Source organism: Mesorhizobium sp. M1E.F.Ca.ET.041.01.1.1 (genome assembly GCF_003997355.1).
In the GTDB taxonomy this organism is placed as follows: Bacteria; Pseudomonadota; Alphaproteobacteria; order Rhizobiales; family Rhizobiaceae; genus Mesorhizobium.
Genome location: NZ_RZSL01000021.1, coordinates 1 through 26,679 on the forward strand (window position 1 = coordinate 1; position 26,679 = coordinate 26,679).

The following is a 26,679-nucleotide window of genomic DNA, read 5'->3' on the forward strand; positions in this document are numbered from 1 at the left end:
GATGTGGATGCTTTCCACCAAGATGATGCCGGCCGTCGCGGAAGATCAGGTAGATCGGGAACAGCACCGCGACGGCGGCCTGCTCGATAGCCGCATCGGCCTCACCGTCATGCTGATGCTGATCAACCTGCCGATCGTGATCTGGATGCTCTATACCTACTTCCGCGAGATTCCGGGCGAGATCCTCGAAGCGGCGCGCATGGACGGCGCCTCGCTGTGGAACGAGATCATCTATGTGCTGACGCCGATGGCGGTTCCGGGCATCGCCTCGACCATGCTGCTCAACATCATCCTGGCCTGGAACGAGGCATTCTGGACGATCCGTCTGACCACCACGGACGCAGCACCCCTTACCGCCTTCATCAGCTCCTTCTCCAGCCCGCAAGGCCTGTTCTGGGCCAAGCTCTCGGCGGCCTCGACACTGGCGATCGCGCCGATCCTGATCATGGGCTGGTTCAGCCAGAAGCAGCTGGTGCGCGGCCTGACATTTGGCGCCGTGAAGTAAGAGCGCCGCAAGCGGCGGACGACGAAATCCCCGGGAGGAAACCATGGGAAACATCACGCTCAAGAACGTCTCCAAGTCCTTCGGGTCGACGACGATCATTCCGAACATCGACCTCAATATCGAGGACGGCGAGTTCGTCGTGTTCGTCGGCCCGTCAGGTTGCGGCAAGTCCACGCTGCTCAGGCTGATCGCCGGGCTGGAGGACGTGAGCGGCGGCATCATCACCATCGATGGCCGCGACGTGACCCAAGAGGCGCCGGCCAAGCGCAAGCTTGCCATGGTCTTCCAGTCCTATGCGCTCTACCCGCACATGACGGTCGCCAAGAACATCGCCTTCCCGCTGAAGATGGCGGGCGAGGACCAGGCGACCATCGACAAGAAGGTGAAGGACGCAGCTAGAGTGCTGAACCTCACCAACTATCTCGAGCGCCGCCCTGGTCAGCTCTCCGGCGGCCAGCGCCAGCGCGTCGCCATCGGCCGCGCCATCGTGCGCCAGCCGTCGGCCTTCCTGTTCGACGAGCCGCTGTCCAACCTCGACGCCGCCCTTCGCGGCACCATGCGGCTGGAGATCAGCGAGCTGCATCATCAGCTCAAGACGACGATGATCTACGTCACCCACGACCAGGTCGAGGCCATGACCATGGCCGACAAGATCGTCGTGCTCAACGCCGGCAACATCGAGCAGGTCGGCTCGCCCATGGAGCTCTATCGCACGCCGAAGAACCTCTTCGTCGCCGGCTTCATCGGCTCGCCCAAGATGAACCTCATCGAAGGCGCGCCGGCGGACAAATACGGCGCCAAGACCATCGGCATCCGGCCCGAGCACATCAACATCTCGACCACGGCTGGCGACTGGAAGGCGACGGTCGGTGTTGCCGAGCATCTCGGCTCCGACACCTTCCTGCATGTCCAGACGGATGGCATCGGCACGATTAACGTGCGTGCCGACGGCGAGGTCGCCGTGAAGCATGGCGACACCGTCTATCTGACGCCCGACAAGACCAAGCTCCACCGCTTCGGCGCCGACGGCAAGGCGCTGGCCCAGTGAGGACGGGGCAGTGAGGCTGAAAGGCAAATCGGCGCTGATCACCGGATCGGCGCGCGGCATCGGCAGGGCCTTCGCCGAGGCCTATGCGCGCGAAGGTGCCACGGTGGCGATTGCCGACATAAACCTCGAAGCGGCGGAGGCCACCGCGAAGGCGATCGGGGCGGCAGCCCATGCGGTCAAGCTCGATGTCACCGATCAGTCCTCGATCGAGGCTGCGGTGAAGGCGGTCGAGGGGAAGGCGGGCGGCGTCGACATCCTGATCAACAACGCCGCGCTCTTCGACCTCGCGCCCATCGTCGAGATCAGCCGGGCGAGCTACGATAAGCTCTTCTCCGTCAATGTCGGCGGCACGCTGTTCATGCTGCAGGCCGCAGCCCGCTCGATGATCGCGCGCGGCAAGGGCGGCAGGATCATCAACATGGCGAGCCAGGCCGGGCGTCGCGGCGAGCCGCTGGTCGCGGTCTACTGCGCCACCAAGGCAGCCGTGATTTCGCTCACCCAGTCGGCCGGGCTCGACCTCATCAAGCACCGCATCAACGTCAACGCCATCGCGCCCGGCGTCGTCGACGGTGAGCACTGGGACCACGTCGATGCGTTGTTCGCCAAATATGAGAACCGGCCGAAGGGCGAGAAGAAGCGCCTGGTCGGCGAAAGCGTTCCCTATGGCCGCATGGGCCGGGCCGAAGATCTGACCGGAATGGCGGTTTTCCTCGCCAGCGACGAGGCTGAATACATTGTCGCCCAGACCTACAACGTCGATGGCGGCCAATGGATGAGTTGAAGTGGATGAGTTGAGGGGGAAGGCGCTTCTCCCTTCCTCCGGGGAGGATGCGTCACGGGGCAGGTGAGGGGCAGCACGGAACAACCGGCGCCGTCCCTCACCGCTCAGGCGAATTGTTGGGCTGCATATCGGCCGAAGGGTAAAGTAAGATGACCGTGAAACTCTCTTCCTCGAATCTCGCAAAGCTTCCTTCGAAGGTTTCCGGCCCGAAATACGACCGCTCCTCTCTGAAAGCCGGCATCGTGCATTTCGGCGTGGGCAACTTCCATCGCTCGCACCAGGCCGTCTATCTCGACGACCTGTTCAATTCCGGGCTCGGCCATGACTGGGCGCTGATCGGCGCCGGCGTCTTCGAGGGCGAGAAGGCCGGCCGCGCCAGGCTTCAGGAGCAGGATTGGCTGACCACGGTGGTCGAGCAGGACCAGGGCCATATGAGCGCCCGCGTCACCGGCGCGATGATCGATTTCCTGATGCCCGGCGACGCGAAGGCGATCATCGAGCAGCTCGCCGACCCGGCGATCAGGATCGTCTCGCTGACCATCACCGAAGGCGGCTATTTCATCGACCCGGCCTCGGGCAAGTTCAATCCGGCCCATCCCGACATCGTTGCCGACGCGCAGCCGGGTGCCGCGCCGAAGACCGTCTTCGGCATCATCCTGGCCGGTCTGGTGCGCCGCCGCGCCGATGGCATCGTGCCCTTCACCGTCATGTCCTGCGACAACATTCCTCACAACGGCCACGTCACCTCCGACGGCGTCATCGGCCTTGCCCGGCTGATCGACGAGGATCTAGCCGACTGGGTAAGGGACAATGTCGCTTTCCCGAACGGCATGGTCGACCGCATCACGCCCGCCACCACCGACCGCGAGCGCGGCATCCTGGCCAGCGATTTCGGGCTGGAGGACAACTGGCCGGTGTTCTGCGAGCCGTTCAAGCAATGGGTGCTGGAAGATCGTTTCACCGCCGGCCGACCGCCGCTGGAAAAGGCCGGCGTGCAGTTCGTCAAGGATGTCTCGCCTTACGAGCTGATGAAGATCCGCATCCTCAACGGCGGCCATGCCACCATCGCCTATCCGGCAGGCCTGATGGACATCCATTTCGTCCACGAGGCGATGCAGGAGCCGCTGGTGCGCGGCTTCCTCGCCAAGCTGGAGCGCGACGAGATCATCCCGACCGTGCCGCCGGTGCCGGACACGGTGCTGGAAGATTACTACCAGCTCATCGAACGCCGCTTCTCCAATCCGAAGATCGGCGACACCATCCGCCGGCTTTGCCTCGACGGCTCCAACCGGCAGCCGAAATTCATCATCCCGACCATTGCCGACCGGCTGAAGGCGGGGAAAAGCGTCGCCGGGCTGGCGCTGGAATCGGCGCTCTGGTGCCGCTACTGCTTCGGCACCACGGACAGCGGCGCCGTCATCGAGCCCAACGATCCGAGCTGGGACCGGATGGAGGCGACCGCAAAGGCGGCAAAAACCGAGCCCGGCGCCTGGCTTGCCATGGACGACATCTATGGCGATGTCGGCCGCTCGCCCGTCTTCGCCGACGCCTTTGCCCATGCGCTCGACGTGCTCTGGGCCAACGGCGCGCGCGAAACCTTGACGCGCTATCTCGCCGGCAAGCTCTGAAGGCACCTGGAAGCCGATTGGATGACGCCCGAACTGGTCATCTTCGACTGTGACGGCGTGCTGGTCGACAGCGAGGCGCTCTCGGTTTCGGCGTTGCTCGGCATGATCGAGCTCGCCGGCGGCGCGGTCACCGAGGACGCCGCCTACGAGCACTTTCTTGGCAAGAGCATGAAGAGCGTGCGCGAGATTCTCGGCCGCGATTTCGGGCTCGAAATCAGCGACCAGCATCTCACCGCCATGCGCGCCGACCTGATGCGCAAGTTCCGCGAGGAATTGCGGCCGATCCCCGGCATCAAGGAGATACTGCCAAGGCTTGGCCTGCCCTTTTGCGTTGCCTCTTCCGGCACGCTGGAGCGCATCCGCTACGCCCTCGACGTCACCGGGCTGCTGGGCATGATGGAGCCGCATCTGTTCAGCGCCGCCATGGTGAAGCGTGGCAAGCCGGCGCCGGACCTCTTCCTCCATGCCGCCGCCACGATGCGGACAAAACCGCGCAAATGCCTGGTCGTCGAGGACAGCCCGGCCGGCATCGCGGCGGCGCGGGCGGCGGGCATGCGCGTCTTCGCCTTCACCGGTGGCTCGCATGCGGACAATCCCGCCTTGAAGGCGCGGCTTGCGTCGACCGAACCGGACTTTATATTCGCTGACATGCTGCAATTGCCCGATCTGATTGCAGGCCTGGGAGCGAGAGTAAAAGCATCTTGACGACGAGTTTCGTTTGCGCGGTCGATGTCGGCACCGGGAGCGCTCGCGCGGGCATTCTCGACTCGCACGGCAATCTGCTCGGCCGCGCCGAACGGCCGATCGCCATGCATCAGCCGAAGCCCGATCATGCCGAGCATGATTCGCAGGATATCTGGTCGGCCGTCTGTGCCGCCGTGCGCGCCGCGCGCGAAAAAGCCGGCGTCGCCGCATCGGATATCGTCGGCATTTCCTTCGACGCCACCTGCTCGCTTGTGGTGCGCGACAGGCAGGGCGGCCAGCTCAGCGTCTCGGTCACCGGCGAGAAGCGCTGGGACACCATCGTCTGGCTCGATCACCGCGCCATCGCCGAAGCCGACGAATGCACGCGAAGCGGCCACGCCGTGCTCGACTATATCGGCGGCGTGATGTCGCCGGAAATGGAAACGCCGAAGCTGATGTGGCTGAAGCGCAACCTGCCCGGCACCTGGAACGAAGCCGGCTACCTATTCGACCTAGCCGATTTCCTGACCTGGAAGGCGAGCGGCTCGCTCGCCCGCTCGCAATGCACGCTGACCGCCAAATGGACTTACCTCGCCCATGAGAAGACGGGCTGGCGGCGCGATTTCTTCGAGCTCGTCGGTCTCGGCGATCTTTTCGAGCACGGCAACCTTCCGGAAAAGGCGAGCCCGGTCGGCGCCGATATCGGCCCGCTGACGACGCAAGCGGCTGCCGATCTGGGCCTGACCGAGAAATGCCGCGTCGGCGCAGGCGTCATCGACGCCTATGCCGGCGCGCTGGGTGTGCTCGGCGGCTTCGCCGGCGACGAGACCGACATCAGCCGGCATCTGGCGCTGATCGCCGGCACCTCATCCTGCGTCATGGCGATGTCGCGGGATCCGCAGCCCTTCGCCGGCGTCTGGGGTCCGTATTATGGCGCGGCGTTGCCGAGGCTGTGGCTGTCGGAGGGCGGCCAATCGGCCACGGGCGCGCTGCTCGACCATATCATCCGCTGGCACGGCGCCGGCGGCGAGCCCGATGCGGCGATGCATGCGAGGATCGCCAGGCGCGTCGCCGAGCTGCGCGCCACTGAAGGCGATGCGCTGGCGGCGAGGCTGCATGTGCTGCCGGATTTCCACGGCAACCGATCGCCGCTTGCCGACCCGCACGCGGTCGGCGTCGTCAGCGGCCTGACGCTCGATTCCTCCTTCGACAGCCTGTGCAAGCTCTACTGGCGCACCGCCGTCGGCATCGCGCTTGGGGTGCGCCATGTGCTGGAGGCGCTGAACGAGAACGGCTACCTGATCGACACGCTGCACGTCACCGGCGGCCATACCAAGAACCCGCTTTTGATGGAGCTCTATGCCGACGCCACCGGCTGCACGGTCATCGAGCCTTTGGCCGACGAGGCGGTGCTGCTCGGCACCGGCATGGTGGCGGCGACGGCCGCCGGGCTTTACCCCGACCTGAACGCCGCCTGCATGGCCATGCAGCAGGGCGGCAAGACGCGGCCCTCCAACCCGGCCGCCGGCGCCCGCTTCGACCGCGACTACCGGGTCTTCCTCGAGATGCACCGCCAACGGCAGGCGCTCGATGCGATAGAGTAAGCCGAAGGCCGGTAGGGTTTACTGCTTGCGCAGCGACAGGCCTGTCGCCGCGTCGAACAGATGGATGCTTTCCTCGTCGAATGTGTAGCGCACCGCCGCGCGCAGCTCCGGGCATTCGCGGGCCGGAACCAGCGCGCTGATCTCCTTGCCGCCGGAGCCGAACGTCACCAGCGCGTCATTGCCGTGGAATTCGATGAGATCGGCCGTGCCTAGCAGCAGGTTGCTGCCCGCATCGGCATTCGCCGTCTTCAGGTCCGGGGGCCGGATGCCGAGCACCGCCCGATCGCCGTGTTGCAGATGAAAATCCGAGCCGCTGACGACCAGAACGGTTCCGGCACCATTCAGGGTCCACCCGCTCCTTTCTCGGCCGACCGTCACCTCGACAAAATTCATGTTCGGCGTGCCGATGAAACCGGCCACGAACATGTTGCTCGGCCGGCGATAGATTTCCGCCGGCGATCCGATCTGCTCGATCACGCCGTCCTTGAGCAGCACGATGCGGTCGGCAAGCGTCATCGCTTCGAGCTGGTCATGGGTGACATAGACGGTCGTGGTCTTAAGCGACTGGTGCAGCCTGGCGATCTCGACGCGCATATGGTTGCGCAGCTTGGCGTCGAGGTTGGACAGCGGCTCGTCGAACAGGAACACTTTCGGCGTCTTGATCATGGCGCGTGCGATCGCCACGCGCTGCTGCTGGCCGCCGGAAAGCTCGGTCGGCTTGCGGCCGAGATAGGGCTCGAGCCCAAGCGTCTTCGAAACCGCCTCGACCCGCTTCTTGATCTGGGCTGCCGGCACCTTCTGCCGCCTCAGCCCGAAAGCGATGTTGTCGAAGATCGTCATATGCGGATAGAGCGCGTAGTTCTGGAACACCATGGCGATGCCGCGGTCGCCGGGTTCGAGGTCGTTCACCACCTTGCCGCCGATCGACACCTCGCCGCCGCTGATGTCCTCCAGCCCCGCGAGCATCCGGAGCAAGGTCGACTTGCCGCAGCCGGACGGGCCCAGGAACACGACGAACTCGTGTTCCTCGATCGCAAGGTTGAGGTCGCGGATGACGGTCGTGGCGCCATAGGCCTTGTCGACATGGGAGCAGGTGATCGCGGACATGGGTCAGCCCTTCTCGCCGGTGAGCAGGATTTGCAGCTTGACGTCTTGCGGGTTGCCCTGTGCCGCCCGCTCGAACGCCTTGATGCTGTCCATGAAATCGTAAGTGCCGGTGATCAGCGGCTTGAGGTCGACCTTGCCCGAGGCAATCAGCTGCAGCGCGCGATCGAAGATGTTGGCGTAGCGGAACACCGTCTCGATACGCACTTCCTTCGAGATCGCCGCCGGCACGTCGAGGCTGACCGGTTCGACCGGCAGTCCGACCAGCACCACCGCGCCACCGGGGCGCACGACACCGAACAGATTGGCGAAGGCCTTCGGGCTGCCGCTCGCCTCGAAGACGATGTCGGCGCCCCACTTGTCGGTCGCGGCCGCGACGGCTTCGACCAGCGACTGCTCGCCGATATTGACCGGCACGATGCCCGGATACTGGGCGGCGATCTTGAGCTTGGGCGCGGAGAAGTCGGAGATCAGCACTTTCGAGCAGCCGCCGGCCAGGGCAGCCAGCGCGATCATGATGCCGATCGGTCCGCAGCCGACGACGACGGCGACGTCGCCGGGAACGATCCGGGCGCGCGTTGCCGCCTGCATGCCGATGGCGAACGGCTCGACCATGGCGCCTTCGGCAAAGGAGACATTGTCCGGCAGCTTGTAGGTGAAGGCGGCCGGATGAACGGCTTGGGGCGCCAGCACGCCATGCACGGGCGGCGTCGCCCAGAAGCGGACATCCGGATCGACATTGTAGATGCCGAGCTTCGTCGCACGCGACGACAGGTTCGGCACGCCGGGCTCCATGCAGACGCGGTCGCCGACCTTCAGGCTGGTGACATTGGCGCCGATTTCGACGATCGTGCCTGACGCCTCATGGCCGAGCACCATCGGCTGGCGCACGATATAGCTGCCGATCGCGCCATGCGTATAATAATGCACGTCGCTGCCGCAGACGCCGACCGTATGGATGGCGATCCTGACGTCGTCCGGACCCATATCGAGCGGCAGCCCGATCTCGCGCAGCGACAGTTCGCCTTTTTTCTCAAGTACCAGTGCCTGCATCGGCCAATCCTCGCATCAAGTCTTTTTTTGCCGGAAAACGGAATTCAGAAAGCCGCTCAGCACGCCGAGGAACAGCAGCGGCGGCAGCGACAGAAGCACGACCGAGGCGTTCAGGATCCCCCACGGCACGTTCATGCCTTGCTGCGAGAGCTCCGAGGCCACGATCGGCAGGGTCTTGGCGTTGGAGCTCGACAGCATCAGCGCGATCAGGAACTCGTTCCAGACCAGCACGAAGCTGAAGGCGATAGCGCCCGCGAGCGAGCGTGCTGCGACAGGAAGCGCAATCCGCCAGAACACGGAGTAGGCGCCGTAGCCATCGACGAAGGCCGCCTCCTCGACCTCCTTCGGCACGCCCTGGAAGGCGGGAATCGCCAGCCACATGATCACCGAGATGGTGAGCAGCGAGTAGGTCACGATGAGCGCCGGCAAGGTGTCGTAGAGACCGACTTGAAGCCATATCACCATCAGCGGTATCGCGACCGCCACCGGCGGCAGGAAGCGCAGCGACAGCACGAAGAACTGGATGTCGCCGGCGAAGCGATTGGGATAGCGCGCCACCGCATAGGCCGCCGGCAGGCCAAGCGCGACGCCGATCAGCACGGCGGAGCCGCAGGCGACGACCGAGTTGTAGAGCCCGGTCAGCACGCTGTCGCGGCCGAGGATGTAGGAGATGTTGGCAAGCGTCGGCGTGAACACCAGGCGCGGCACGCGCGTGATGATGTCGACATTGTTCTTCAGCGCATTGAGCGCCGTCCAGACAAGCGGGAACACCGCCAGGAAACCGGCCAGCGCCAGTATGGCCTTGGCGATCAGGCGGCCCAGTCTTGTCGGATATGGTCTCATGACTGCACCCGCTTCCACAGGAAGGTGAAGGTGATAACGGTCGCGATCATCATCAGAACCGCCATGGCCGAGGCGTAGGAGACCTTGCCGGACTCGATAAAGCCCTGCGAGAAGGCATACATGTCGAGCGTTTCGGTCGCCACGCCCGGGCCGCCGCGCGTCATCACATAGATGAGGTCGAAGGAGCGCAGCGACTCGATCATCTTGACGAACATCAGGCTGATCAGCGGCGCCTTGAGCATCGGCAAGGTCACATAGGCATGGATCTGCCAGCGCTTCGCATGGTCGAGCCGCGCCGCTTCGATCGGCTGCGGCGGCAAGGTCTCGAGCAGCTTCAGCGCGATGACGGCGAAGAACAGACCCCACTGCCAGACATCGACCGAGGCGACGGCGAACAGCGCCGTCGAGGCCTTGGACAGCGGGTCGAAGATCAGCCCACCGGTGATCAGCCGGTAGGGATAGGTGGCGATGCCGTAGAGCGGGTGGTAGGCGAGCTTCCAGACGAAGGCCGCCGAGACGCGCGGCAGCAGCACCGGAATGATGAACAGCAGACAGTAGACATTGCGCAGGCGCGGCGAGGCGACCTCGAACATGAGCACGCCGAGCCCGATCGCCACCGCCATCGTTGCCACGACGGTGACGACCTCCCATTTCACCGACACCCAGACGGCGTTGAGGAAGCGGCGGTCGAGGAAGAGATCGGCGAAGTTCGAGAACCAGACCCAGGAATAACCCGGCGCGCTCAATTCGCGGTTCTGCAGGGCAATGACGATGGCATAGAGCGTCGGCACCATAGACAGCACGAGCAGGATGGCGAGCGTCGGAACGAGAAAGGTGACGGGCAGGGAAGAGCGTCGGCGCATTGCCTATCCTCGGGAATATCGGAGCAATTCCAGGAAAAGTGTGACGCGGTTTTCCGTCAGGAATTGCGTTCAAACAAAATGATCGGATCGCTGGCGGGACCCGCGGCGCACGGGTCCCGGCATTCCGACGAATGCCGGCGACCGCGCGCCGCGGGCGGGAGGATTACTTCTTCTTCACCAGCTCGTTGGCGTAGGTCTCGAGCTCGTTGAGGCCACCCTTGATGTCGGTGCGGGTGCCGGTGACCAGCTCCTCGAGGATGATGCCCCAGCGGTCGCCGAGATCGGGCCAGCGCGGATCCTGCCAGAAGTTCACCGCCGTGACCTTGCCGGTGTCGGCCAGCGCCTGTCCGAGATCGGCGCCATAGATGTCGGCGAATTCCTTGCTGGAGAGGATGCTGGTGCGGTTGAGCTCGCCGAACTGATGCGCGTCGAGCCTGCGCTTCTCGTTCTCCTTCGAGGTCGCCCAGGCGATGAACAGGCCGGCGCACTTCTTCGACGCTTCGTCCGCATTGGCCTTGGTGCCGATGGCGAGCCCATGTCCGTAGCCGCCGCCGGGCAGCGGCGAGGGCGGCGGCAGGAAGCCGACCTTGCCGACCACCTGCGAGGTCTTCGGATCGACCGCCATGCCCGACAGCGGCGTCGATTCGACGAGGATGGCGACCTGGCCGGAGAGGAAGGCGCCGGTCGATTCATCCCAGCTGCCGGTCTGCGTGCCGGGGGCCGAGTCCTTGAACAGGTTGAGGTAGGTTTCGGTCGCCTTCACTGCCGCGTCCGAATTGAAAGCCGGCTTGCCGCCGTCGAACCATTTGCCGCCATAGGCTTTGAAGAAAGGCATCCAGCGCCAGACATTGGCGCCCGAGCCGCGCGCGCCGCGCAGCGCGATGCCGTAAACGCCCTTGTCGGGATCGTTCAGTTTCGCCACGTCGGCGATCAGCTCGTCGAGAGTCTTCGGCGGCTGGACGCCGGCGGCCTCCAGCACATCCTTGCGGTAGACCATCAGGTCGCCGCCGCCGGTCAGCGGCGCGAACCAGATCTTGCCGTCATAGGTGGCTACTTTCTGCCGGCCCGGATCGAAGTCGGCGAAGTCGTACTCGGCCGGATAATAATCGGCCAGCGGCGCGATCCAGCCGGACGAGGCGAACAGCGCGACATTGGCCTCGTCGACATAGTAGACGTTGTAATTGCCGACCGTGGAGGCGTCGGCGCGCGACTTGGCCCGCCGGTCGTTCTCGTTGAGGTAGTCGATCTGGAAGGAAGCGCCGGAGAGCTTCTGGAACTCGTCCTTCGAGTCCTCCAGAAGCGTCAGCCCGTCGCGCGGCTGCGCCAGCACCTTGACCGGTGCCGAGCAGACCGGCGCCTGCGCCAGTGCCGCGGTGGATACGGAAGCGGTAAGCACGAACGCTGCGCCGAGGCTGGCAGCGAGCCGATTTGATTTCATTGATTTTTCTCCTCCAGGAACATTCGCGGGAAGCGGAGGTCCTCGGGCCAAGCGACCCTCACCGTCGCCCGGGCGACCTGCCACCCGTCGCCAAAATGAGGAGTTGGATGGGACGAGGCTAGAAGCCTTGTTGCGGCGAACCTGTACTTTTATGCATTGTGCGGCGCAAAAAATGGCACAGGCAGAGTCTGTCTTTCACATGAGTATCAGTGTCGTCGGGAGTAGCTGATTTCGAGCTGGTCAGGCCCGCTGTGTCAGTCGCTGCCGCGACAGCTTGCGGTAGGATGACGGCGTCATCTTGTGCTTGCGCAGGAAGGCGCGGTTGAAGTTGGAGATGTTCATGTAGCCGACCTGGAAACAGATGTCGGTGATCGGGATATCGGTATCGGCAAGAAGCTTGCAGGCTTGCCAGAGTCTCAGCTTGGCGACGTGGTCGCTGAAGCTGTTGCCGGTGTTCTTCTGAAAGAAGCGAGAGAATGTGCTTTCACTCATTTCGGCAAGTGCGGCCACTTCCGGCAGCTTCAAATCTTCGGCGAAGTGCTGGAAGAGATAGGTCAGCGTGCGCTGGATGATGTCCAGCGAGGCGGCGTCGAGCACCGGCGAGAAATCCGGCGACGACAAGAGCTCATATTCATCGGTCTTGGCCAGCAAATCCACCAGTTCGAGGAACAAGCGGAAGCGGGTGAGCCCTTGCACGGTGCCCATCCGCTCCATCAGCTCCGCCCCGTCGACCGCGGTGCGGCCATGGAAGACCATGCCGCGCAGCGACCGCTCCAGAAACGGCTCCAGCTCGCGCAGCTCCGGCAGCAGCCCCGCCGAGCCGCGCAGCCGCTCCGGGTCGAACTGCAGCACTATATCGCGGCCCTCGATCAACTCTCCCGGCTGCACCGCCGTCACCCAGTCATGCGGCAGGCCGCCGCCGACGATCGTCAGGTAGCCCGGCCCGAACTCGCCGATATGGTCGCCGACCAGCACGACGCCTGAGGATTTCCTGAGCAAATGGATCTCGTATTCGGGGTGAAAATTCCAGACGTTACGCTCCCACGGATAGTCGTCGAGCCGCCACAGGAAGCTCTCGCTCGCTTCGGTGACGATATGCTCGAAGGCCGGCACCGTTCGCGGGATCGCGGCCGTGTTCTTTCTGCGTCTGAACGGCATCCATTCCTCCCGGCATCTCACGCCGGCTCTGTGTCTTCGGACATCCGTAGCAGCACCCTGCGGGCAAGTGAACGCAGCCGCCGTTCGGCCTTCATGCTGGATCAACGACTGGCCGCTCCTCCTCCCTTGCCAATATGTCGCATTTCGTTCACAAGACGACGCAAACGGCGCCATTTTGCGCCGTTTGCGTGCGGCTTCCGGGCATGATCCCGACGCGCCGTGGTCTGAAGAGCGGAAAATGTCTGCGATCGAAGCCGGCGCTCGCGCGCCGGAAAATCTTTGGCGTCAGGAAATCAGGGCGACGCTGGCGCTTGCCTGGCCGATGGTACTCACCAATCTCGGCCAGACCGCCATGACCGCGACCGACGTCATGATGATGGGCCGGCTGGGGCCTGACACATTGGCCGCCGGCGCGCTCGGCTCCAACCTCTATTTCATGCCGCTGATCTTCGGCCTCGGCCTGATGCTGGCGACCTCGCCGATGATGGCGACCGAGCTCGGCCGCCGCCGCCATTCGGTGCGCGATCTGCGCCGCACCGTGCGCCAGGGCCTGTGGCTGGCGATCCTGATCTCGATCCCGATCTGGCTGTTCCTCTGGCATGGCGAAGAGGTGCTTTTGGCCATGGGCCAGAAGCCGGAGCTCGCGCATCAGGCCGGCATCTACCTGCACTGGCTGCAATGGGCGGTGCTGCCTTTCTACGGCTATATCGTCCTGCGTTCCTTCATCTCGGCGCTGGAGCGGCCGGGCTGGGCGTTGATCATCGTGTTCGTGGCGGTTGCCTGCAACGCCTTCTTCAACTGGGTGTTCATGTTCGGCAATCTCGGCGTTCACGCGATGGGCATTGCCGGATCTGGTCTCGCCACCTCGCTATCGAGCACGCTGATGTTTGCCGGCTTGGCCGCCGTGGTGCTGCTGGAGAAGAAGTTCCGTCGCTATCGCCTGTTCGGCCGCTTCTGGCGCTCCGACTGGCCGCGCTTCCGCGGCCTGCTGAGGCTCGGCCTGCCGATCGCCGGCATCCTCGCCTTCGAGGTGACGATCTTCAACGCGGCGGCACTGCTGATGGGCCTCATCGACGCGGATTCGCTGGCAGCGCATGCGATCGCCATCCAGATCGCCTCGATCTCCTTCATGGTGCCGCTCGGCCTTAACCAGGCGGTCACCGTGCGGGTCGGCCTGGCGCATGGCGCCGGCAATCCGGAAGGCGTCTCGCGCGCCGGCTGGACCGCCTTTGTCATCGGCGTCTCCTTCATGGCGCTGATGGGGCTGGTGATGATCCTGTGGCCGCATCTTCTGATCAGCGCCTTCATCGATCTCGCCGATCCGGGCAATGCCAGGGTGATCGGGCTTGCCGTGTCGTTCCTGGTCTTTGCCGCGTTGTTCCAGATCTTCGATGGCGCGCAGGCGGTGGCCGCCGGCATGCTGCGCGGCCTGCACGACACCAAGGTGCCGATGATCTATGCCGCGATCGGCTATTGGGGCGTCGGCCTGCCGCTCGGCGTGCTGCTCGCCTTCCATTTCGGCCTCCACGGCGCCGGCATCTGGATCGGCCTGGCGTCGGGGCTGGCCGTGGTGGCGGCGCTGCTGCTGGTGCGTTGGCTCAGGCGCGACCGCATCGCGCCGGTGCTCTCCTTCGGGCATTGATCGACCGGCGATCCTGCGCCTTTTGCGTCTTACGGTTTGCGACCGATCACGGCGCCGTTCGCGGCGGGTGCGTCGAACCAGACCGTCTCGATGTTGCGGAATCCGGCTTCTTCGAGCCACGCCGAATATTCGGCCGGCGTGTAGTTTCGCCCTTCCGTCTCGATCAGCATGTTGAGGCTCATCAGCGCAGCCGGCGCCGGCCCGGTCTTTTCGTCATTGACGAGAAGCTCGCTGATGACGACTGCACCGTCGCTCGGCAAAGCCTCGAAGGAGCGGCGCAGGAGGGTGCGGTCCTTCGCCTCGTCCCAATCGTGCAGGATCATCGACAGGAGATGCACGTCGTGATCCCTGGGAAGCTGTTCGAAGAAGTCGCCGCCGGCGGTCTCGATGCGGTCGGTCAAGCTGGCCTCGGCGATTTTTCCCGCGGCGATCGCGGCCACATGCGGCAAGTCAAACACGGTCGCACGCAGTGTCCCATACTGTTTGCAAAGCTCGATGTCGTACGCGCCCGATCCGCCGCCGATATCCAGAAGGCGGCGGAATTGACCGAGATCCACGGCTTCGCCGAGCTTGCGCGCGGTCATCGTGGAGAGCGAATGCATCGCCTCCCAGAAGAGTGCCAGCATCGTCGGATCCTCGCCGTCAAACATCGAGGATTGCACTGCCGGGTCCCACGTGGTTGGCCGGTTGGTGCGCAGCGCCTCGGCAAGTCTGCCCCAGCCCGGATAGAGCCGCTTGTCGGCCATCTGCACGAAGCCACCGAAGTAATACGGCTTCCCGCGCACGAGATAGGCTTCGCTTAGGGGCGTATTGCGATAACGGCCGTCCGCTTTCTCCAGAAGCCCGAGCGCAGCGCAGCCGGTCAACAGCATCTCGGCCGGGCGCGGATTGAGACCGGTCGCCTCCGCCAGCTCCGCAACCGTTGTGCCGGCGCCGCCGGCAAGGTGACTGAACAGGCCCAGCTCGTGTGCTGCAGCCAGGGTCTTGAAAGCCCAGAAGCCGGTCGAAAGTGCCATGAGCGGGACGGCGGAAGGAAGCTCTTGCGTGGTGACGATCGGTTGATCGGCCGCACGCAACCTTGTCTCGCCTGAGATCGGCTGGCGGGCATGCGTTGTCGTGTGCGTAGCGGCGTGCTTGTGGTCGGGCATGGCGCTCTCCTCAGCTGTTGACGATGATCCGGATGCCGAAGGCGGCGCTCAAAGCGCCGAAAGCGCGGTGGCCACACATCGGCACGAGATCGATCGCACTCTCATCGAGTTTCTCGATCGGGCGCATGCCGGCGATCGGAGCGAATTCTCTGTCTGGTATGCAATCACCTCCGCTTCATGCCCGTTCCGGATCAGCCCCGACCATAACCGAGAATATCGTAGCGGGTTCCGTTCCCCGGTTACGCCAGGCATGACGCGTGCCGTTCTGTACGACGACATCGCCGGGCGTGAGGTGACGTTCCTCGTTATCGTCCAGTTCCAGCCAAAGCTCTCCCGACAACAGGACGATGTAGTCGATGGTTTGCGTTGTGTGCATTCCGGGGTGCTCCGGTTCGAAGGTCTCGGCCAGGCCGGGCAGTCTGCTGGCGTATTCGGCACCCGCGGCGTCCCAGTCATTGATGGTTTCCAGAACGCTGTCGGGCGGGAAGACGACCTTCATGAACCGGGTCTCGCCCGGCGCCGCAACGAGGGAGGTTATCGACGGGACCGGATCCGTTACTTTCCCCGGTATGGCAGGCTCGTTTTCGGTTGCCCAGAGGGTCGACACCACCAAACCGGGCACGTGCATGAAGACTTCGCGGTGGGGCTCGACAAAATTGTAAAGGAAGCGGGCTCGTCCGTCCCGGTCCTGTCCCGTTACGATGCGCTTGAATTCCATCTTTTCTCTCCGCTTGACTTGGACAAACGCGACTGCAGGACGCTTGCCGGAGGGTCTCGCAACTGCTGGGCTTCGCACGTTGCTGTTCCCAACATAGACGCCCGGCGAGTTGACGGAATGACAATGTTCCATCAAATTCTGCCAATGGATGAAGGCAGGTCTATCGCGCCGCCGGAACCTAGGTGCGTCGCCTTTGTGCTCATCGGCGATATGGTCGCGCTCGACCTTATCGGCCCGCTCGAAGCCTTCACGGTGGCACGCGCGCATCCTTCGATGGGTGGCCGGGATCCCTATCTAACGCGCATACTGTCCGAGTCGGGCGGTCCCGTCGCCACGCGGAGCGGACTTCCGATAGCGACGGAACCGGTGGGGGCGTTGGACGGTCAGGTGATCGACACGCTGATCGTGGTCGGGTGCGGCGGCGGTCGCCTTCCCGCCGGCTCGGACGCATTTCTAGAATGGCTGCGCACGCGGGCTTCGAGCATGCGCCGGCTCTGTTCGACCTGCACCGGCGCCTTTGCTCTCGCGGAAGCCGGACTTGCCGATGGCAAGACAATCACCACCCATTGGCGTTGGCTGGACGAGCTGGCTCAAATCCGTCCGGCGGCCAAAGTCAAGCGCGGGCCGATCTACATCAAGGACGGAAACCTTTGGACGTCTGCCGGCGTGACCGCCGGGATCGACCTTGCTCTGGCATTGATCGAGGAAGACCTCGGACGACCGGTCGCAATGGACGTTGCGCGGACCCTCGTCGTCTATCTCAATCGCCCAGGCAATCAGGAGCAGTTCAGCACGGCGTTCGAGGCGCAGACCCGGGCTGATGGATCGATTGCCGACCTCATCACGTGGATATCGAGCAATCTTCGTGAAGAGCTCTCGGTGGACGCACTTGCGTGCAAAGCCTCCATGTCGCCAAGGACGCTCGCGCGCAGGTTCGTGCAAGAAACCGGTCGGACGCCCGCCAAGTTCGTCGAGCAATTGAGACTGGAAGCTGCCAAACGTGCCCTGGAAGACGGCAAACTCCCGCTCAAGGGGATCGCGCGCCTTGTTGGTCTGGGGGACGAGCAGAGCCTGCGCAGGGCGATGCCAGATCGTCCGCAATCACTCCAAGCGAATATCGCGCGCGTTTCCGACTCTTGTAGCTACGGCTTAGAGCAATTCCAGGAAAAGTGCGTAGCGGTTTTCCGTCAGGAATTGCGTAGAAACAAAGAGGCGGAGCGATTCGGCGTTTCCGTGAAACGCTGTAGGGCAACCCATCCTCCGATCAACCGGCGCGGATGCGTGTAACAATTGTCGGCCCGTTGACGGGGTTTGCTCATATCGTGCAAGGCAACGTGGAGTATCACCGCCGCATCAGCGCGATGTGCTCGTAGCTCAGCGAACTGCCGCGCGCTCGAGCCGCCGTGCATATTGCGTCAGCGGGAAGCACATGACGAAGAAGATCAGCGCCACCAGCCCGTAGACGGTGAACGGCTCGAAGGTCGCGTTGTTGATGGCATTGGATGTCCTCACCAGTTCCTCGAAGCCAATGATCGAGGTCAGCGCCGTCGATTTGATGAGCTGCACCAGGAAGCCGACGGTCGGCGCGCGGGTGATGGCGAAGGCCTGCGGCAGGATGATCAGCCTCAATTCCTGCAAATAGTGCAGCCCGAGGCTGGCGCCGGCGTCCCACTGGCCGCGCGGCAGCGCGTCGACGCCGCTGCGCCAGATCTCGGCGAGATAGGCGCTGGCGAAGAAGGTCAGCCCCAGCATCGCCGCTGTCCATGGCTCGATGCGCAGCCCCAGCATCGGCAGGCCGAAGAACATCAAAAAGAGCTGCATCAGGAGCGGTGTTCCCTGGAAGAGCGCGATGTAGCCGGAGGCGATCCGCCGGATCCATTTGTTCTTGGCGATGCGGAAGAACAGCACGATGAGCCCGACCAGCGCGCCGCCGACGAAGGCGGCCAGCGATAAAAGCACCGTCCAGCGGGCGGCAAGCAGAAGGTTGCGCACTATGTCCCAGAAGGTGAATTCGATCATGACACGCCGGCTCCGAGTGCGCGGCGCCCGCCGCTGACCAGCAGCCGGCGCAGTCCCATCGACAGGCCGAGATAGACCAACGTCACGACGAAATAGGTCTCGAAGGCGCGGAAGGTGCGCGCCTGCAGCATGTCGGCTTCGTATGTCAGTTCGCGCACCGCGATCTGCGACACGACCGCCGATTCCAGCATCATGATGACGATCTGGCTGGTCAGCGCCGGGTAGATCACCTTGACCGCCTGCGGCAGCACGATCTTGATGAAGACCTGGCGAGGCCTGAGGCCGAGCGCAAGCGCCGCTTCAGTCTGTCCGCGCGGCACGGCGTCGAGACCGGCGCCGACGATTTCGATCGTGTAGGCCGCCATGTTGAGCGTCATCGCCAGCATCGCGGCAAGGATCGGATCGAGCCTGACGCCGAGGCTGGGCAGCCCGAAGAAGATGAAGAACAACTGCACCAGGAACGGCGTGTTGCGCATCACCTCGACATAGGCGGCGATCGCCAGTCGCAGCGGCTTCGGACCGTTTCTTTTGCCGGCGGCGCCCAGGATGCTGAGGAAGGTTCCCGCCAGCGTGGTGACGACGATCAGCAGGACCGTCGTCGCCGCGCCGCGCGCGATCGCGCCCACGGCACCCGCAAGCCAGCCGAAGTCGAGGCTGTAGCCCATGGCGATTGACCTTGTTGGAAGCGCGTAGCGCAGGAAACAAGTGCGGGAGCGGTTCAGCTCTTCTTGCGGCGCTGAACCGCTCGGGAGATCAATCCTTGAGGTTGTCGGGATTAAGCGGCGTCTTCAGCCAGGCCTTCGAGCTCTCGTCCAGCTTGCCGTCGGCGAGCATCTTGGCGACGGCGTCGTTCACCGCCTTCTTCAGCCGGTCCTCGTTCTTGTTGAGGCCGATATGCGAGGGCGAGGTGAGCAACTGGAACTTCTGCTCCGGCTTCAGCGCTTCCTGCTTGGCCAGCACCTGCGCGCCGACGTCGTTGCCAACGACCATCAGTTGGGTCTGGCCGGAGATGAAGGCCTGGATGACGGAATTGTAGTTGTCGAAGCGGCGGATGTCGGCCGAAGAAGGTGCCGCCTCGGTCAGAGAGGTATCCTCCAGCGTGCCGCGATTGACGGCGATCGACTTGTCGGCGAGGTCGTCCTTGCCTTTGACGGCGAGCTCGGCCGAGCCGATGACGGCGATGTAGTAGGGCGCGTAGGCGGCGGCGAAGTCGATCACCTGCTCACGCTCCTTCGAGTAGCCGACGCTCATCAGGATATCGACGCGCTTGTCGGTGAGATACGGGATGCGGTTCTGGCCGGTGACGCTGACGAGGTTGAGCTTCACCTTCAAGGAATCGGCGATCGCCTGTGCGACGTCGATGTCGTAGCCCTTGATGCTCATGTCGGCGCTGGCCGAGGAGAAGGGCGGGAAGTCCGAGAAGATGCCGACATTGATCGCGCCGGCCTTGGTGATGTCGTCGACGGCGTCGGCTCTCGCCTGCGTGGCGAGGCCGGCGGCGGCGAGCATCATGGCTGCCGCGATGGCGGATTTCAGTGCGTTGCGAAGTGTCATTATAGTTCCCCTGCTGGAAGCTTGTTGTTGAAACCGGCCGCCGGCTCCAGCGCGGCGGCCGTGTTGGTTAGAGCAATTCCAGGAAAAGTGAGACGCGGTTTAGGCTTGGAGACTTCGCCATAGCTTCCGTCCGGAATTGCGTGAAAATAAAGAGACGTCAGCCCTTCTTGGTCGCCGGGCTGAACACCATGAGGCTGAGAATCTCGAACAGCACCTGCGCGCCGACATGGGCGGTGTTGGTGGTCGAGTCATATTGCGGCGCCACCTCGACGACGTCGCCGCCGACGATGTTGAGACCTTTCAGGCCGCGCAGCAGCTCGAGTACCTCGCGCGTCGTCAGCCCGCCGACTTCCGGTGTCCCGGTGCCCGGCGCGAAGGCCGGATCGATGCTGTCGACGTCGAAGGAAATGTAGGTCGGGCCGTCGCCGACGATTTTGCGCGCCTTCTCGATGATGGCGGGGACGCCGAAGCCGGTCACCTCCTCGGCGTGCACGACGGTCATGCCGGATTCATAGGTGAACTCCCACAGATATTCGGCCGAGCCGCGAATGCCGATCTGGATCGTGCGGGTGGGATCGAGCACGCCGTCCAGCACCGCGTTGCGGAACGGTCCGCCGTGGTGGAACTTGGTCATGTCGAACAGGCCGCTGGTGTCGCAGTGGGCGTCGATATGGATCAAGCCGACCGGCGCCTTTTTGCCGACGGCCTTCAGGATCGGATGGCTGATCGAATGGTCGCCGCCGACCGAAAGCGGCAGCACGCCGGCGTCGACGATCTGATTGGTGCGCTTTTCGATGTCCTCGTGGCTGATCTCCAGCCGGTAGCGGCTGCGGAACGGTGTGTCGCCGATATCGGCGACGCGAAGCTCGTGCGTCGGCGCGCATTCCAGCACATGGTTGTAGGGACCGATGCGCTCGATGGCGCGCAGCGCCCGCGGTCCGAAGCGCGCGCCCGGCCGGTTGGTGACGCCGAGGTCCATCGGCACGCCGATCATCGCCACCTGCAGGTCGCCGAAATCGGGATTTTCGGCGGCCACCTGCCGGTAGGGCGCTGCGAGGAAGGTCGGGATGCCGGAATAGGGCGCCAGCCGCGTGCCTGACTTGTTGAAGATCTTGTCGGCGACCTTGCGGAATTTCGGGTCGAACATCTCGCCGCCATGGCTCTCGCCATATTTGCGGCGCAACGCTTCGAGCTTGCCGCGATCGTAACCCATGTCCGGTCCTCCTCTGTGACTGCTTGCAGCGCTGCCCGCACGGACAATTGCCAAGCCAGCCTTTTCGGCTGGATCGTTGCCCGCCGGCTGGCCCTGCGGATTTCACGTCTCTTGAAGCTGTTCCGGGCAAAAGTGTCGGGCAGCCGCTTTGAAAAATCAATTGATATTGTTAGGGTCTTCGCTGTGAGAAAAACTCACAAACTTGTGGGAGTTGTCCGTGGCCAAACGCCTGCCGCCGCTGAACCCGCTTCGCGCCTTCGAGGCGACGGCGCGCCACGCTTCGCTGACCAAGGCGGCGGGCGAGCTCAACGTCACCCACGGCGCCGTCAGCCACCAGATCAAGGCGCTCGAGCAGTCGCTCGGCGTGAAACTCTTCGAGCGCACCGGCCAGCGCGTGAAGCTGACGCCGCACGGCGCGGAGTTCCTGCCGGCGGTTTCGGCCGCCTTCGACGGCATCGCCGCCGCCACCCAGCGCATGACGAGGCCGGCGAGCGCCGGGGCATTATCGGTCTCCTGCGTGCCGGCGTTGCTCTTGCTGTGGATGACGCCGCGGCTCGGCTCCTTCACCGCGCAATATCCGGACATCCAGCTCACGCTGATCCCGTCCAACGACGCCAGGGATATTCGCGCCCCGCATATCGACGTCTGCGTGCATTACGGCGACGGCAGTTGGAGCGACTGCTGGATACGCAAATGGTCGGGCCTCGAACTGTTTCCGGTGGTCAGCCCGACGCTGATCAACAATCGCCCGATCCGCAGCGTCCGCGATCTTGCCGATCACGTCTTCCTGCATGGCGACGACGGCCGTGAGTGGCACACCTGGCTGGCCGCCGCCGACGCGCTCGATCTGGAGCGTGGCCGCCGCCACCATCTCGGCGACGCGCGCATGGCGACTGAGGCGGCAGTCCATGGCCACGGCGTGGCGCTCGGCGACTCGGTGACAGCGCGCGCCTTGCTCGCCAGGGGCATGCTCGTCGCGCCCTTCACGCTGTCGGTGCCGGCGGTCGACGACTTCTATGTCGTCTGCCGCAACGAGATGCGCTCGGCGCCGATCGTCCAGCTCTTCATCGACTGGCTGTTCGCCGAGAAGGAGCGGGACGAGGGCCGGGCCGATGCGCCCGTGGCCGGCCGTGTGCCGAGCCGCAGGAAACGCCCGTCGCTCAAGGTGATCGGCGCCAGGGCAGCGTCGTGATGACTGGACTTGCATAGCTGCTTTTTGTCGGGCCAGCTCCCAAACCGGGCAGAACTTTCGGAAATTCGATGCTAAGAGGCTTGTGGCTAAAGCCGTTCCAGGAAAAGTGCGCGGGCAGTTTTCCGTCCGGAATTGCCTGGAACAAATCTAGAGCGAGCAGCGAAGGCGGCAGCAAGTATGGCAAAGACCGATATAGCGCGGCGCGTCTATAACCACACCTGGAAGCTCGACCCGATCGTCCGCAGCCTGCTGGACACGGACTTCTACAAGCTTCTGATGCTGCAGATGATCTGGGGCATGTATCCCAAGGTCGACGCCACTTTCTCGCTGATCAATCGCACGACGTCGGTTCGCCTGGGCGACGAGATCGATGAAGGCGAATTGCGCGAGCAGCTCGATCACGCCCGCACGCTCCGCTTTTCCAAGAAGGAGATGATCTGGCTGGGCGGCAACACCTTTTATGGCCGCAAGCAGATATTCGAGCCGGAATTCCTCGCCTGGCTGGAAGACTTCCGCTTGCCCGGCTACGAGCTCTCCAAACGCGAAGGCCAATATGAGCTCTCCTTCAGCGGCCCCTGGATGTACACGACGCTCTGGGAGATCCCGGCGCTTGCCATCATCAACGAGTTGCGCTCGCGCGCCGCCATGCGCTCCTTCGGACCGTTCGCGCTCGACGTGCTCTATGCCCGCGCCAAGGCCAAGATGTGGGACAAGACCGAGCGCCTGAAGGCCTTGCCCGGCATCCGCATTTCCGATTTTGGCACCCGCCGCCGCCACTCTTTCCTCTGGCAGCGCTGGTGCGTCGAGGCGCTGAAGGAAGGCATCGGCGAGGCCTTCACCGGCACGTCCAACGTGCTTTTGGCGATGGACAACGACCTCGAGGCGCTCGGCACCAACGCGCATGAACTGCCGATGGTGTTCGCCGCGCTCGCCAATTCCGAGAAGGAGCTGCGGGAGGCGCCCTACAAGGTGCTGCAGGACTGGCAGCGCTACTATGGCGGCAATCTCCTGATCGTGCTGCCCGACACCTTCGGCACGGCTGCGTTCCTGCGCGACGCGCCGGACTGGATCGCCGACTGGACCGGCTTCCGCCCCGACAGCGCGCCGCCGATCGAAGGCGGCGAGAAGATCCTCTCCTGGTGGCGCGAGAAGGGCAAGGACCCGAAGCAGAAGCTGCTCATCTTCTCCGACGGGCTCGAGGTCGAGACCATCGAGGAGACCTATCGTCACTTCAAGGGCAAGGTGCGCATGTCCTTCGGCTGGGGCACCAACCTGACCAATGATTTCGAGGGCTGCGCGCCGACCGAAACCAACAGCCTCGACGCCATCTCGCTGGTCTGCAAGGTCAGCGAAGCCAATGGCCGACCCGCGGTGAAGCTCTCCGACAATCCCGCCAAGGCGACGGGGGACGAGAAGGAGATCAAAAGGTATCTCAGGATTTTTGGCGAGAAGGATCGGGTGAGGCAGTTGGTCAAGGTGTGACGACGCTGCCTAGTCGGGCCTCGCCAGGCAAATGGAATCTCGGATAGCTTGAGTTCCCGCCCACCCCCCTCTGTCCTGCCGGACATCTCCCCCGCAAGGGGGGAGATCAGCAGTTCATTCGGGGGTGCGAAGGATCTCGACGCTGGAGATAATTCCCTTTGGGCGTTCGCCGGCGCCTTGGTGCTGACGCCGCTCGTCCCCACCCCAGCCTTCGCCCACGCCTCCGATCGCGGCCATGTCCTGCTCCTTCCAACCGGCTACTACATCGCCGGCGGTGCTTTTGCCGTTGCCGTCAGCTTCCTCGTTCTGGCGCTGCTGCCGCCGGCAGCCCTCGGCAGTTTCTGGCGTCGGCGCCTCTCCCTGTTCACCTTCGGCGACGGCTCACGCACCATCATCAGCCTGCTTTCCTTTGCCGGCTTTGCGCTTCTCATCGCCGCCGGCATCTCCGGCAGCCGCGATCCCCTCTCCAATCCGCTCCCGCTGGCGATCTGGACGCTGCTGTGGGCCGGCTTCACGCTGTTGCAGGGCGTGTTCGGCGACCTCTGGTCGTGGTTCAACCCGTGGTATGGGCCTTGGCGCATCGTGAGCCGTCTGGCAGGCAGGCGTAGTGACGAGACGCAGCGGTCGCTCCTGCCCAAATGGTTCGGCTTCTGGCCGGCCTTCGCGCTGTTCTCCGCCTTCGCCTGGTTCGAGCTGATCGATCCGGCGCCCGACGATCCGTCCCGCCTGGCTCTCGCCGCCGGCCTCTACTGGCTGTTCAGCTTTGTCGCCATGCTCGCCTTCGGCTACGAGGACTGGAGCCGGCGCGGCGAATTCCTCGGCATCTTCTTTTCCATGGTCGCCCGCTTCGCGCTCTTCCAGCGCGAGCAGGGCAGGCTCAGCCTCTGCTGGCCGGGTGCCAAGCTGCTTGCCGCCGAACCGTTGCCGCCAAGCGGCACGGCCTTCCTTCTTTTGGCGCTGTCTTCGGTATCCTTCGACGGCTTGTCGAAGACCTTCTTCTGGCTCGGCCTGTTCGGCGTCAATCCGCTGGAATTTCCGGGCCGCACCGCGCTGATCGGCATCGGCAGCTTCGGCCTCGTGCTCACCTTCGTCCTGCTCGCGGCGGTGTTCGCGCTCGCCGTCTTTCTCGGCCAGCGCCTTGCCGGTTACGAGCATTCGTTTGGCAAGGCCGCCGGCCTGCTGGTGTGGTCGATCGTGCCGATCGCGCTCGCCTATCATATCGCGCATTACCTGACGGTGCTGCTCGTCGACGGCCAGTACGCGCTGGTCGCCTTTTCCGATCCCTTCGGCCTTGGCTGGAACCTGTTCGGCACCGCAGACAGGTTGGTCGAGGCGGGCGTCGTGGCCGGCGCCGGGTCGGCCTGGTGGCTGTGGAATCTGCAGGCCGGCGTCATCATCGGCGGCCATGTGCTGGCCGTGCTTGTCGCGCATGGCCTCGCTGCGCGGCTGCATTCGCAAGCCTCTCGCGCGGCGCTCAGCCAGCTTCCGTTGACGCTTCTGATGATCGCCTACACGATCTTCGGCCTGTGGCTGCTTGCCACGCCGACCGCTGGGTGAGAGTGTCCCCGGGGAAGCTCGCTTGCCAGGTCACGGCTTTGGTGATTTAGTTTGTACACATGCAATTTTCGCATCCTCCGACCAAGGAGGAGCGAGCCGCCTTATCGCTGGTCAAGACTGAAAAACAGGGGAACGGACATGGCTGACAAGAACGGATTTTTCGACCTCTCCAAGACCACTCTTACGCGCCGCACCGCGCTGAAGGGCATGGCCGCTGGTGCCGGCCTTGCGCTGGCCCCAGGCTTCGTTCGCTACAGCCAGGCGCAGAGCTCGGCGCCGATCAGGATCGGCTTTCAGTTGCACCGCACCGGCATCGGCGCCGCTTACGGTCGCTGGTACGACAAGACGAGCGCTGCCGCGGTCAAGGCGATCAACGATGCCGGCGGCATCAACGGCCGCAAGGTCGAGCTGGTGATCGAGGATGACGGCACCGATCCCGCGCGCGGCGCCGAGGTTGTCGGCAAGTTTGCCAAGCAGCACAAGACCGACATCGTCTTCGGCACGCTGTTCTCGCACGTCGTGATCGGCTCGGCGCCCGCCGCCGGCGAGAACAAGATCCCCTATTTCGTGGTCAGCGAAGGCCATCACGTCGCCTCGACCAAGCTCAACCGCTACGTCTTCCAGCCCGGCATCACCGACGTGAAGAGCCAGATCAAGTCGATGGCGCCGTGGATTGCGGCGAACGCCGGCAAGAAGGTGACGCAGATCTTCCCCGACTTCGCCTTCGGCTACGACCATCGCGATTACCTGCCGCCGGCGCTGAAGGCGCAAGGCGCCGACGTCATCGCTCAGATCGCCATCCCGCCGACGGAGTCGTCCTTCACCAAGTACTTCCCCCAGATCCCGGCCGAGACCGAAGTCATCTACCACGTCATGGTCGGCCCGGCCGTGCTCACCTTCGTCAAGGAGCTCGGTGAGTTCTACGGCTCGCAAAGGCCGCAGCTCTTCGGCTTCATGGACTCGCTCGAGGCCGTCGACATCAACAGCCCCGGCCTCGAATTCCTCGACGGCAGCCATTTCTGGGAAGGCTCGCCACGCTATGCGCAGCCTGACGATTCCGCCGCACAGAAAGCCTATCGCGCCGCCGTCGGCATCGACGACAATGGCGCAGCCGTCGGCGACCCGAAGGACATTTCCACCGCCTCGCACATGTTCGGCTGCTGGGAAACGCTCTACGTCGTCAAGAAGGCGATGGAGGATGCCGGCTACAAGGGGCCGGAAGACCGCGCCAAGCTGGTCGAGGCCACCGAGGCGCTGAAAGAATTCGCCGAAGGCCCGGAGCATCCGCAAGGTCCCAAGACGTTCAACGGCAAGATCCACCAGTGCTTCGGCATCCAGAACATCTCCAAGGTCGAAGGCGGCAAGCTGAAGGTCGTCCACAAGACCAAGATCGAGGACGGTCTCTACGAGCCGGAAGGGGATTACACGGCGCAGGCGCTCTAGGC

General features: G+C 64.1%; 24 protein-coding genes. 12 read left to right on the forward strand and 12 right to left on the reverse strand.

Going from position 1 to position 26,679, the window contains the following annotated elements:
• From EOA38_RS03880 to EOA38_RS03905, 6 genes are all read left to right on the forward strand, one after another.
• On the forward strand, window positions 1-505 hold a 505-nt coding region (locus tag EOA38_RS03880), incomplete at its 5' end, for a carbohydrate ABC transporter permease (protein ID WP_145965920.1).
• Between the two features lie 43 nt (window positions 506-548).
• Window positions 549-1,553: an ABC transporter ATP-binding protein gene (locus tag EOA38_RS03885; protein ID WP_127298500.1), complete on the forward strand. Its 1,005-nt coding sequence runs from the start codon at window positions 549-551 to the stop codon at window positions 1,551-1,553.
• Window positions 1,554-1,563: 10 nt separating this feature from the next.
• The gene (locus tag EOA38_RS03890) at window positions 1,564-2,334 is read left to right on the forward strand and encodes an L-iditol 2-dehydrogenase (protein ID WP_127298501.1); all 771 of its coding nucleotides are present in this window, start codon (window positions 1,564-1,566) and stop codon (window positions 2,332-2,334) included.
• A gap of 149 nt (window positions 2,335-2,483) precedes the next feature.
• Window positions 2,484-3,962, forward strand: coding sequence for a mannitol dehydrogenase family protein (locus EOA38_RS03895; protein ID WP_127298502.1), 1,479 nt, complete (start codon window positions 2,484-2,486; stop codon window positions 3,960-3,962).
• Between the two features lie 21 nt (window positions 3,963-3,983).
• Entirely contained in the window at window positions 3,984-4,667 is a 684-nt protein-coding gene (locus EOA38_RS03900) for an HAD family hydrolase (protein WP_127298503.1), read from the forward strand.
• On the forward strand, window positions 4,664-6,250 hold the full coding sequence (locus tag EOA38_RS03905) for an FGGY-family carbohydrate kinase (RefSeq protein WP_127298504.1): 1,587 nt from the start codon (window positions 4,664-4,666) through the stop codon (window positions 6,248-6,250). The genes EOA38_RS03900 and EOA38_RS03905 overlap by 4 nt, the downstream gene beginning before the upstream one ends.
• Before the next feature lie 18 nt (window positions 6,251-6,268).
• Here the strand turns inward: EOA38_RS03905 and ugpC are convergent, their stop codons facing one another.
• From ugpC to EOA38_RS03935, 6 genes are all read right to left on the reverse strand, one after another.
• Entirely contained in the window at window positions 6,269-7,357 is a 1,089-nt protein-coding gene (gene ugpC / locus EOA38_RS03910) for a sn-glycerol-3-phosphate ABC transporter ATP-binding protein UgpC (protein WP_127298505.1), read from the reverse strand.
• 3 nt (window positions 7,358-7,360) lie between these two features.
• Window positions 7,361-8,407: an NAD(P)-dependent alcohol dehydrogenase gene (locus tag EOA38_RS03915; RefSeq protein ID WP_127298506.1), complete on the reverse strand. Its 1,047-nt coding sequence runs from the start codon at window positions 8,405-8,407 to the stop codon at window positions 7,361-7,363.
• 15 nt (window positions 8,408-8,422) lie between these two features.
• Window positions 8,423-9,250, reverse strand: a complete 828-nt coding sequence (locus EOA38_RS03920) for a carbohydrate ABC transporter permease (RefSeq protein ID WP_127298507.1) — start codon at window positions 9,248-9,250, stop codon at window positions 8,423-8,425.
• Complete coding sequence (locus tag EOA38_RS03925; protein ID WP_127298508.1) at window positions 9,247-10,113, reverse strand: sugar ABC transporter permease; 867 nt, start codon at window positions 10,111-10,113, stop codon at window positions 9,247-9,249. The genes EOA38_RS03920 and EOA38_RS03925 overlap by 4 nt, the downstream gene beginning before the upstream one ends.
• A 163-nt stretch (window positions 10,114-10,276) precedes the next feature.
• Window positions 10,277-11,551 carry a sugar ABC transporter substrate-binding protein gene (locus EOA38_RS03930; protein WP_127298509.1) on the reverse strand — a complete coding sequence of 425 codons (1,275 nt, stop codon included), beginning with the start codon at window positions 11,549-11,551 and terminating at the stop codon, window positions 10,277-10,279.
• A 240-nt stretch (window positions 11,552-11,791) separates the two neighbouring features.
• Window positions 11,792-12,709, reverse strand: a complete 918-nt coding sequence (locus tag EOA38_RS03935) for an AraC family transcriptional regulator (RefSeq protein WP_127298510.1) — start codon at window positions 12,707-12,709, stop codon at window positions 11,792-11,794.
• A 238-nt stretch (window positions 12,710-12,947) separates the two neighbouring features.
• On the opposite strand from EOA38_RS03935, the gene EOA38_RS03940 reads away from it, so the two are divergent.
• Complete coding sequence (locus tag EOA38_RS03940; protein WP_127298511.1) at window positions 12,948-14,351, forward strand: MATE family efflux transporter; 1,404 nt, start codon at window positions 12,948-12,950, stop codon at window positions 14,349-14,351.
• A 29-nt stretch (window positions 14,352-14,380) separates the two neighbouring features.
• On the opposite strand, the gene EOA38_RS03945 is transcribed toward EOA38_RS03940, so the two are convergent.
• Both EOA38_RS03945 and EOA38_RS03950 read right to left on the reverse strand, forming a co-directional pair.
• Window positions 14,381-15,499, reverse strand: a complete 1,119-nt coding sequence (locus EOA38_RS03945) for an acetylserotonin O-methyltransferase (protein WP_245480750.1) — start codon at window positions 15,497-15,499, stop codon at window positions 14,381-14,383.
• A 175-nt stretch (window positions 15,500-15,674) separates the two neighbouring features.
• Window positions 15,675-16,217 carry a cupin domain-containing protein gene (locus EOA38_RS03950; protein ID WP_127298512.1) on the reverse strand — a complete coding sequence of 181 codons (543 nt, stop codon included), beginning with the start codon at window positions 16,215-16,217 and terminating at the stop codon, window positions 15,675-15,677.
• A 123-nt stretch (window positions 16,218-16,340) separates the two neighbouring features.
• Between EOA38_RS03950 and EOA38_RS03955 the strand changes: the two genes are divergently transcribed.
• Window positions 16,341-17,504, forward strand: a complete 1,164-nt coding sequence (locus tag EOA38_RS03955) for a DJ-1/PfpI family protein (protein WP_210212951.1) — start codon at window positions 16,341-16,343, stop codon at window positions 17,502-17,504.
• Window positions 17,505-17,591: 87 nt separating this feature from the next.
• Here EOA38_RS03955 and EOA38_RS03960 read toward each other — a convergent pair whose 3' ends face one another.
• From EOA38_RS03960 to speB, 4 genes are all read right to left on the reverse strand, one after another.
• Complete coding sequence (locus EOA38_RS03960) at window positions 17,592-18,236, reverse strand: amino acid ABC transporter permease (RefSeq protein ID WP_127298513.1); 645 nt, start codon at window positions 18,234-18,236, stop codon at window positions 17,592-17,594.
• A complete protein-coding gene (locus tag EOA38_RS03965; RefSeq protein WP_127298514.1) occupies window positions 18,233-18,901 on the reverse strand; it encodes an amino acid ABC transporter permease in 669 nt (222 codons plus the stop codon). The genes EOA38_RS03960 and EOA38_RS03965 overlap by 4 nt, the downstream gene beginning before the upstream one ends.
• Window positions 18,902-18,989: 88 nt before the next feature.
• Complete coding sequence (locus tag EOA38_RS03970; RefSeq protein WP_127298515.1) at window positions 18,990-19,790, reverse strand: transporter substrate-binding domain-containing protein; 801 nt, start codon at window positions 19,788-19,790, stop codon at window positions 18,990-18,992.
• A gap of 157 nt (window positions 19,791-19,947) precedes the next feature.
• Entirely contained in the window at window positions 19,948-21,003 is a 1,056-nt protein-coding gene (gene speB / locus EOA38_RS03975) for an agmatinase (protein ID WP_127298516.1), read from the reverse strand.
• A 217-nt stretch (window positions 21,004-21,220) separates the two neighbouring features.
• Here speB and gcvA point away from each other — a divergent pair, with 217 nt between their 5' ends.
• The 4 genes from gcvA (at window position 21,221) to EOA38_RS03995 (ending at window position 26,677) form a co-directional block, all read left to right on the forward strand.
• Entirely contained in the window at window positions 21,221-22,195 is a 975-nt protein-coding gene (gene gcvA / locus EOA38_RS03980) for a transcriptional regulator GcvA (RefSeq protein WP_127298517.1), read from the forward strand.
• 177 nt (window positions 22,196-22,372) lie between these two features.
• A complete protein-coding gene (gene pncB, locus EOA38_RS03985) occupies window positions 22,373-23,677 on the forward strand; it encodes a nicotinate phosphoribosyltransferase (protein ID WP_127298518.1) in 1,305 nt (434 codons plus the stop codon).
• 180 nt (window positions 23,678-23,857) lie between these two features.
• Window positions 23,858-25,234, forward strand: coding sequence for a hypothetical protein (locus EOA38_RS03990; RefSeq protein WP_245480751.1), 1,377 nt, complete (start codon window positions 23,858-23,860; stop codon window positions 25,232-25,234).
• A gap of 138 nt (window positions 25,235-25,372) precedes the next feature.
• A complete protein-coding gene (locus EOA38_RS03995; protein WP_127298519.1) occupies window positions 25,373-26,677 on the forward strand; it encodes an ABC transporter substrate-binding protein in 1,305 nt (434 codons plus the stop codon).
• Window positions 26,678-26,679: the final 2 nt, after the last annotated feature.

Excerpts from the sequence above, each read along its gene's own strand:
- EOA38_RS03920 (WP_127298507.1), bottom strand. The coding sequence starts at position 9,250 with ATGAGACCATATCCGACAAGACTGGGCCGCCTGATCGCCAAGGCCATA.
- speB (WP_127298516.1), bottom strand. The coding sequence starts at position 21,003 with ATGGGTTACGATCGCGGCAAGCTCGAAGCGTTGCGCCGCAAATATGGC.
- EOA38_RS03995 (WP_127298519.1), top strand. The coding sequence starts at position 25,373 with ATGGCTGACAAGAACGGATTTTTCGACCTCTCCAAGACCACTCTTACG.
- ugpC (WP_127298505.1), bottom strand. The coding sequence starts at position 7,357 with ATGTCCGCGATCACCTGCTCCCATGTCGACAAGGCCTATGGCGCCACG.
- EOA38_RS03955 (WP_210212951.1), top strand. The coding sequence starts at position 16,341 with ATGTTCCATCAAATTCTGCCAATGGATGAAGGCAGGTCTATCGCGCCG.
- pncB (WP_127298518.1), top strand. The coding sequence starts at position 22,373 with ATGGCAAAGACCGATATAGCGCGGCGCGTCTATAACCACACCTGGAAG.
- EOA38_RS03935 (WP_127298510.1), bottom strand. The coding sequence starts at position 12,709 with ATGCCGTTCAGACGCAGAAAGAACACGGCCGCGATCCCGCGAACGGTG.
- EOA38_RS03895 (WP_127298502.1), top strand. The coding sequence starts at position 2,484 with ATGACCGTGAAACTCTCTTCCTCGAATCTCGCAAAGCTTCCTTCGAAG.
- EOA38_RS03900 (WP_127298503.1), top strand. The coding sequence starts at position 3,984 with ATGACGCCCGAACTGGTCATCTTCGACTGTGACGGCGTGCTGGTCGAC.
- EOA38_RS03960 (WP_127298513.1), bottom strand. The coding sequence starts at position 18,236 with ATGATCGAATTCACCTTCTGGGACATAGTGCGCAACCTTCTGCTTGCC.
- EOA38_RS03915 (WP_127298506.1), bottom strand. The coding sequence starts at position 8,407 with ATGCAGGCACTGGTACTTGAGAAAAAAGGCGAACTGTCGCTGCGCGAG.
- EOA38_RS03930 (WP_127298509.1), bottom strand. The coding sequence starts at position 11,551 with ATGAAATCAAATCGGCTCGCTGCCAGCCTCGGCGCAGCGTTCGTGCTT.
- EOA38_RS03945 (WP_245480750.1), bottom strand. The coding sequence starts at position 15,499 with ATGCCCGACCACAAGCACGCCGCTACGCACACGACAACGCATGCCCGC.
- EOA38_RS03950 (WP_127298512.1), bottom strand. The coding sequence starts at position 16,217 with ATGGAATTCAAGCGCATCGTAACGGGACAGGACCGGGACGGACGAGCC.
- EOA38_RS03965 (WP_127298514.1), bottom strand. The coding sequence starts at position 18,901 with ATGGGCTACAGCCTCGACTTCGGCTGGCTTGCGGGTGCCGTGGGCGCG.
- EOA38_RS03970 (WP_127298515.1), bottom strand. The coding sequence starts at position 19,790 with ATGACACTTCGCAACGCACTGAAATCCGCCATCGCGGCAGCCATGATG.
- EOA38_RS03885 (WP_127298500.1), top strand. The coding sequence starts at position 549 with ATGGGAAACATCACGCTCAAGAACGTCTCCAAGTCCTTCGGGTCGACG.
- EOA38_RS03940 (WP_127298511.1), top strand. The coding sequence starts at position 12,948 with ATGTCTGCGATCGAAGCCGGCGCTCGCGCGCCGGAAAATCTTTGGCGT.
- EOA38_RS03925 (WP_127298508.1), bottom strand. The coding sequence starts at position 10,113 with ATGCGCCGACGCTCTTCCCTGCCCGTCACCTTTCTCGTTCCGACGCTC.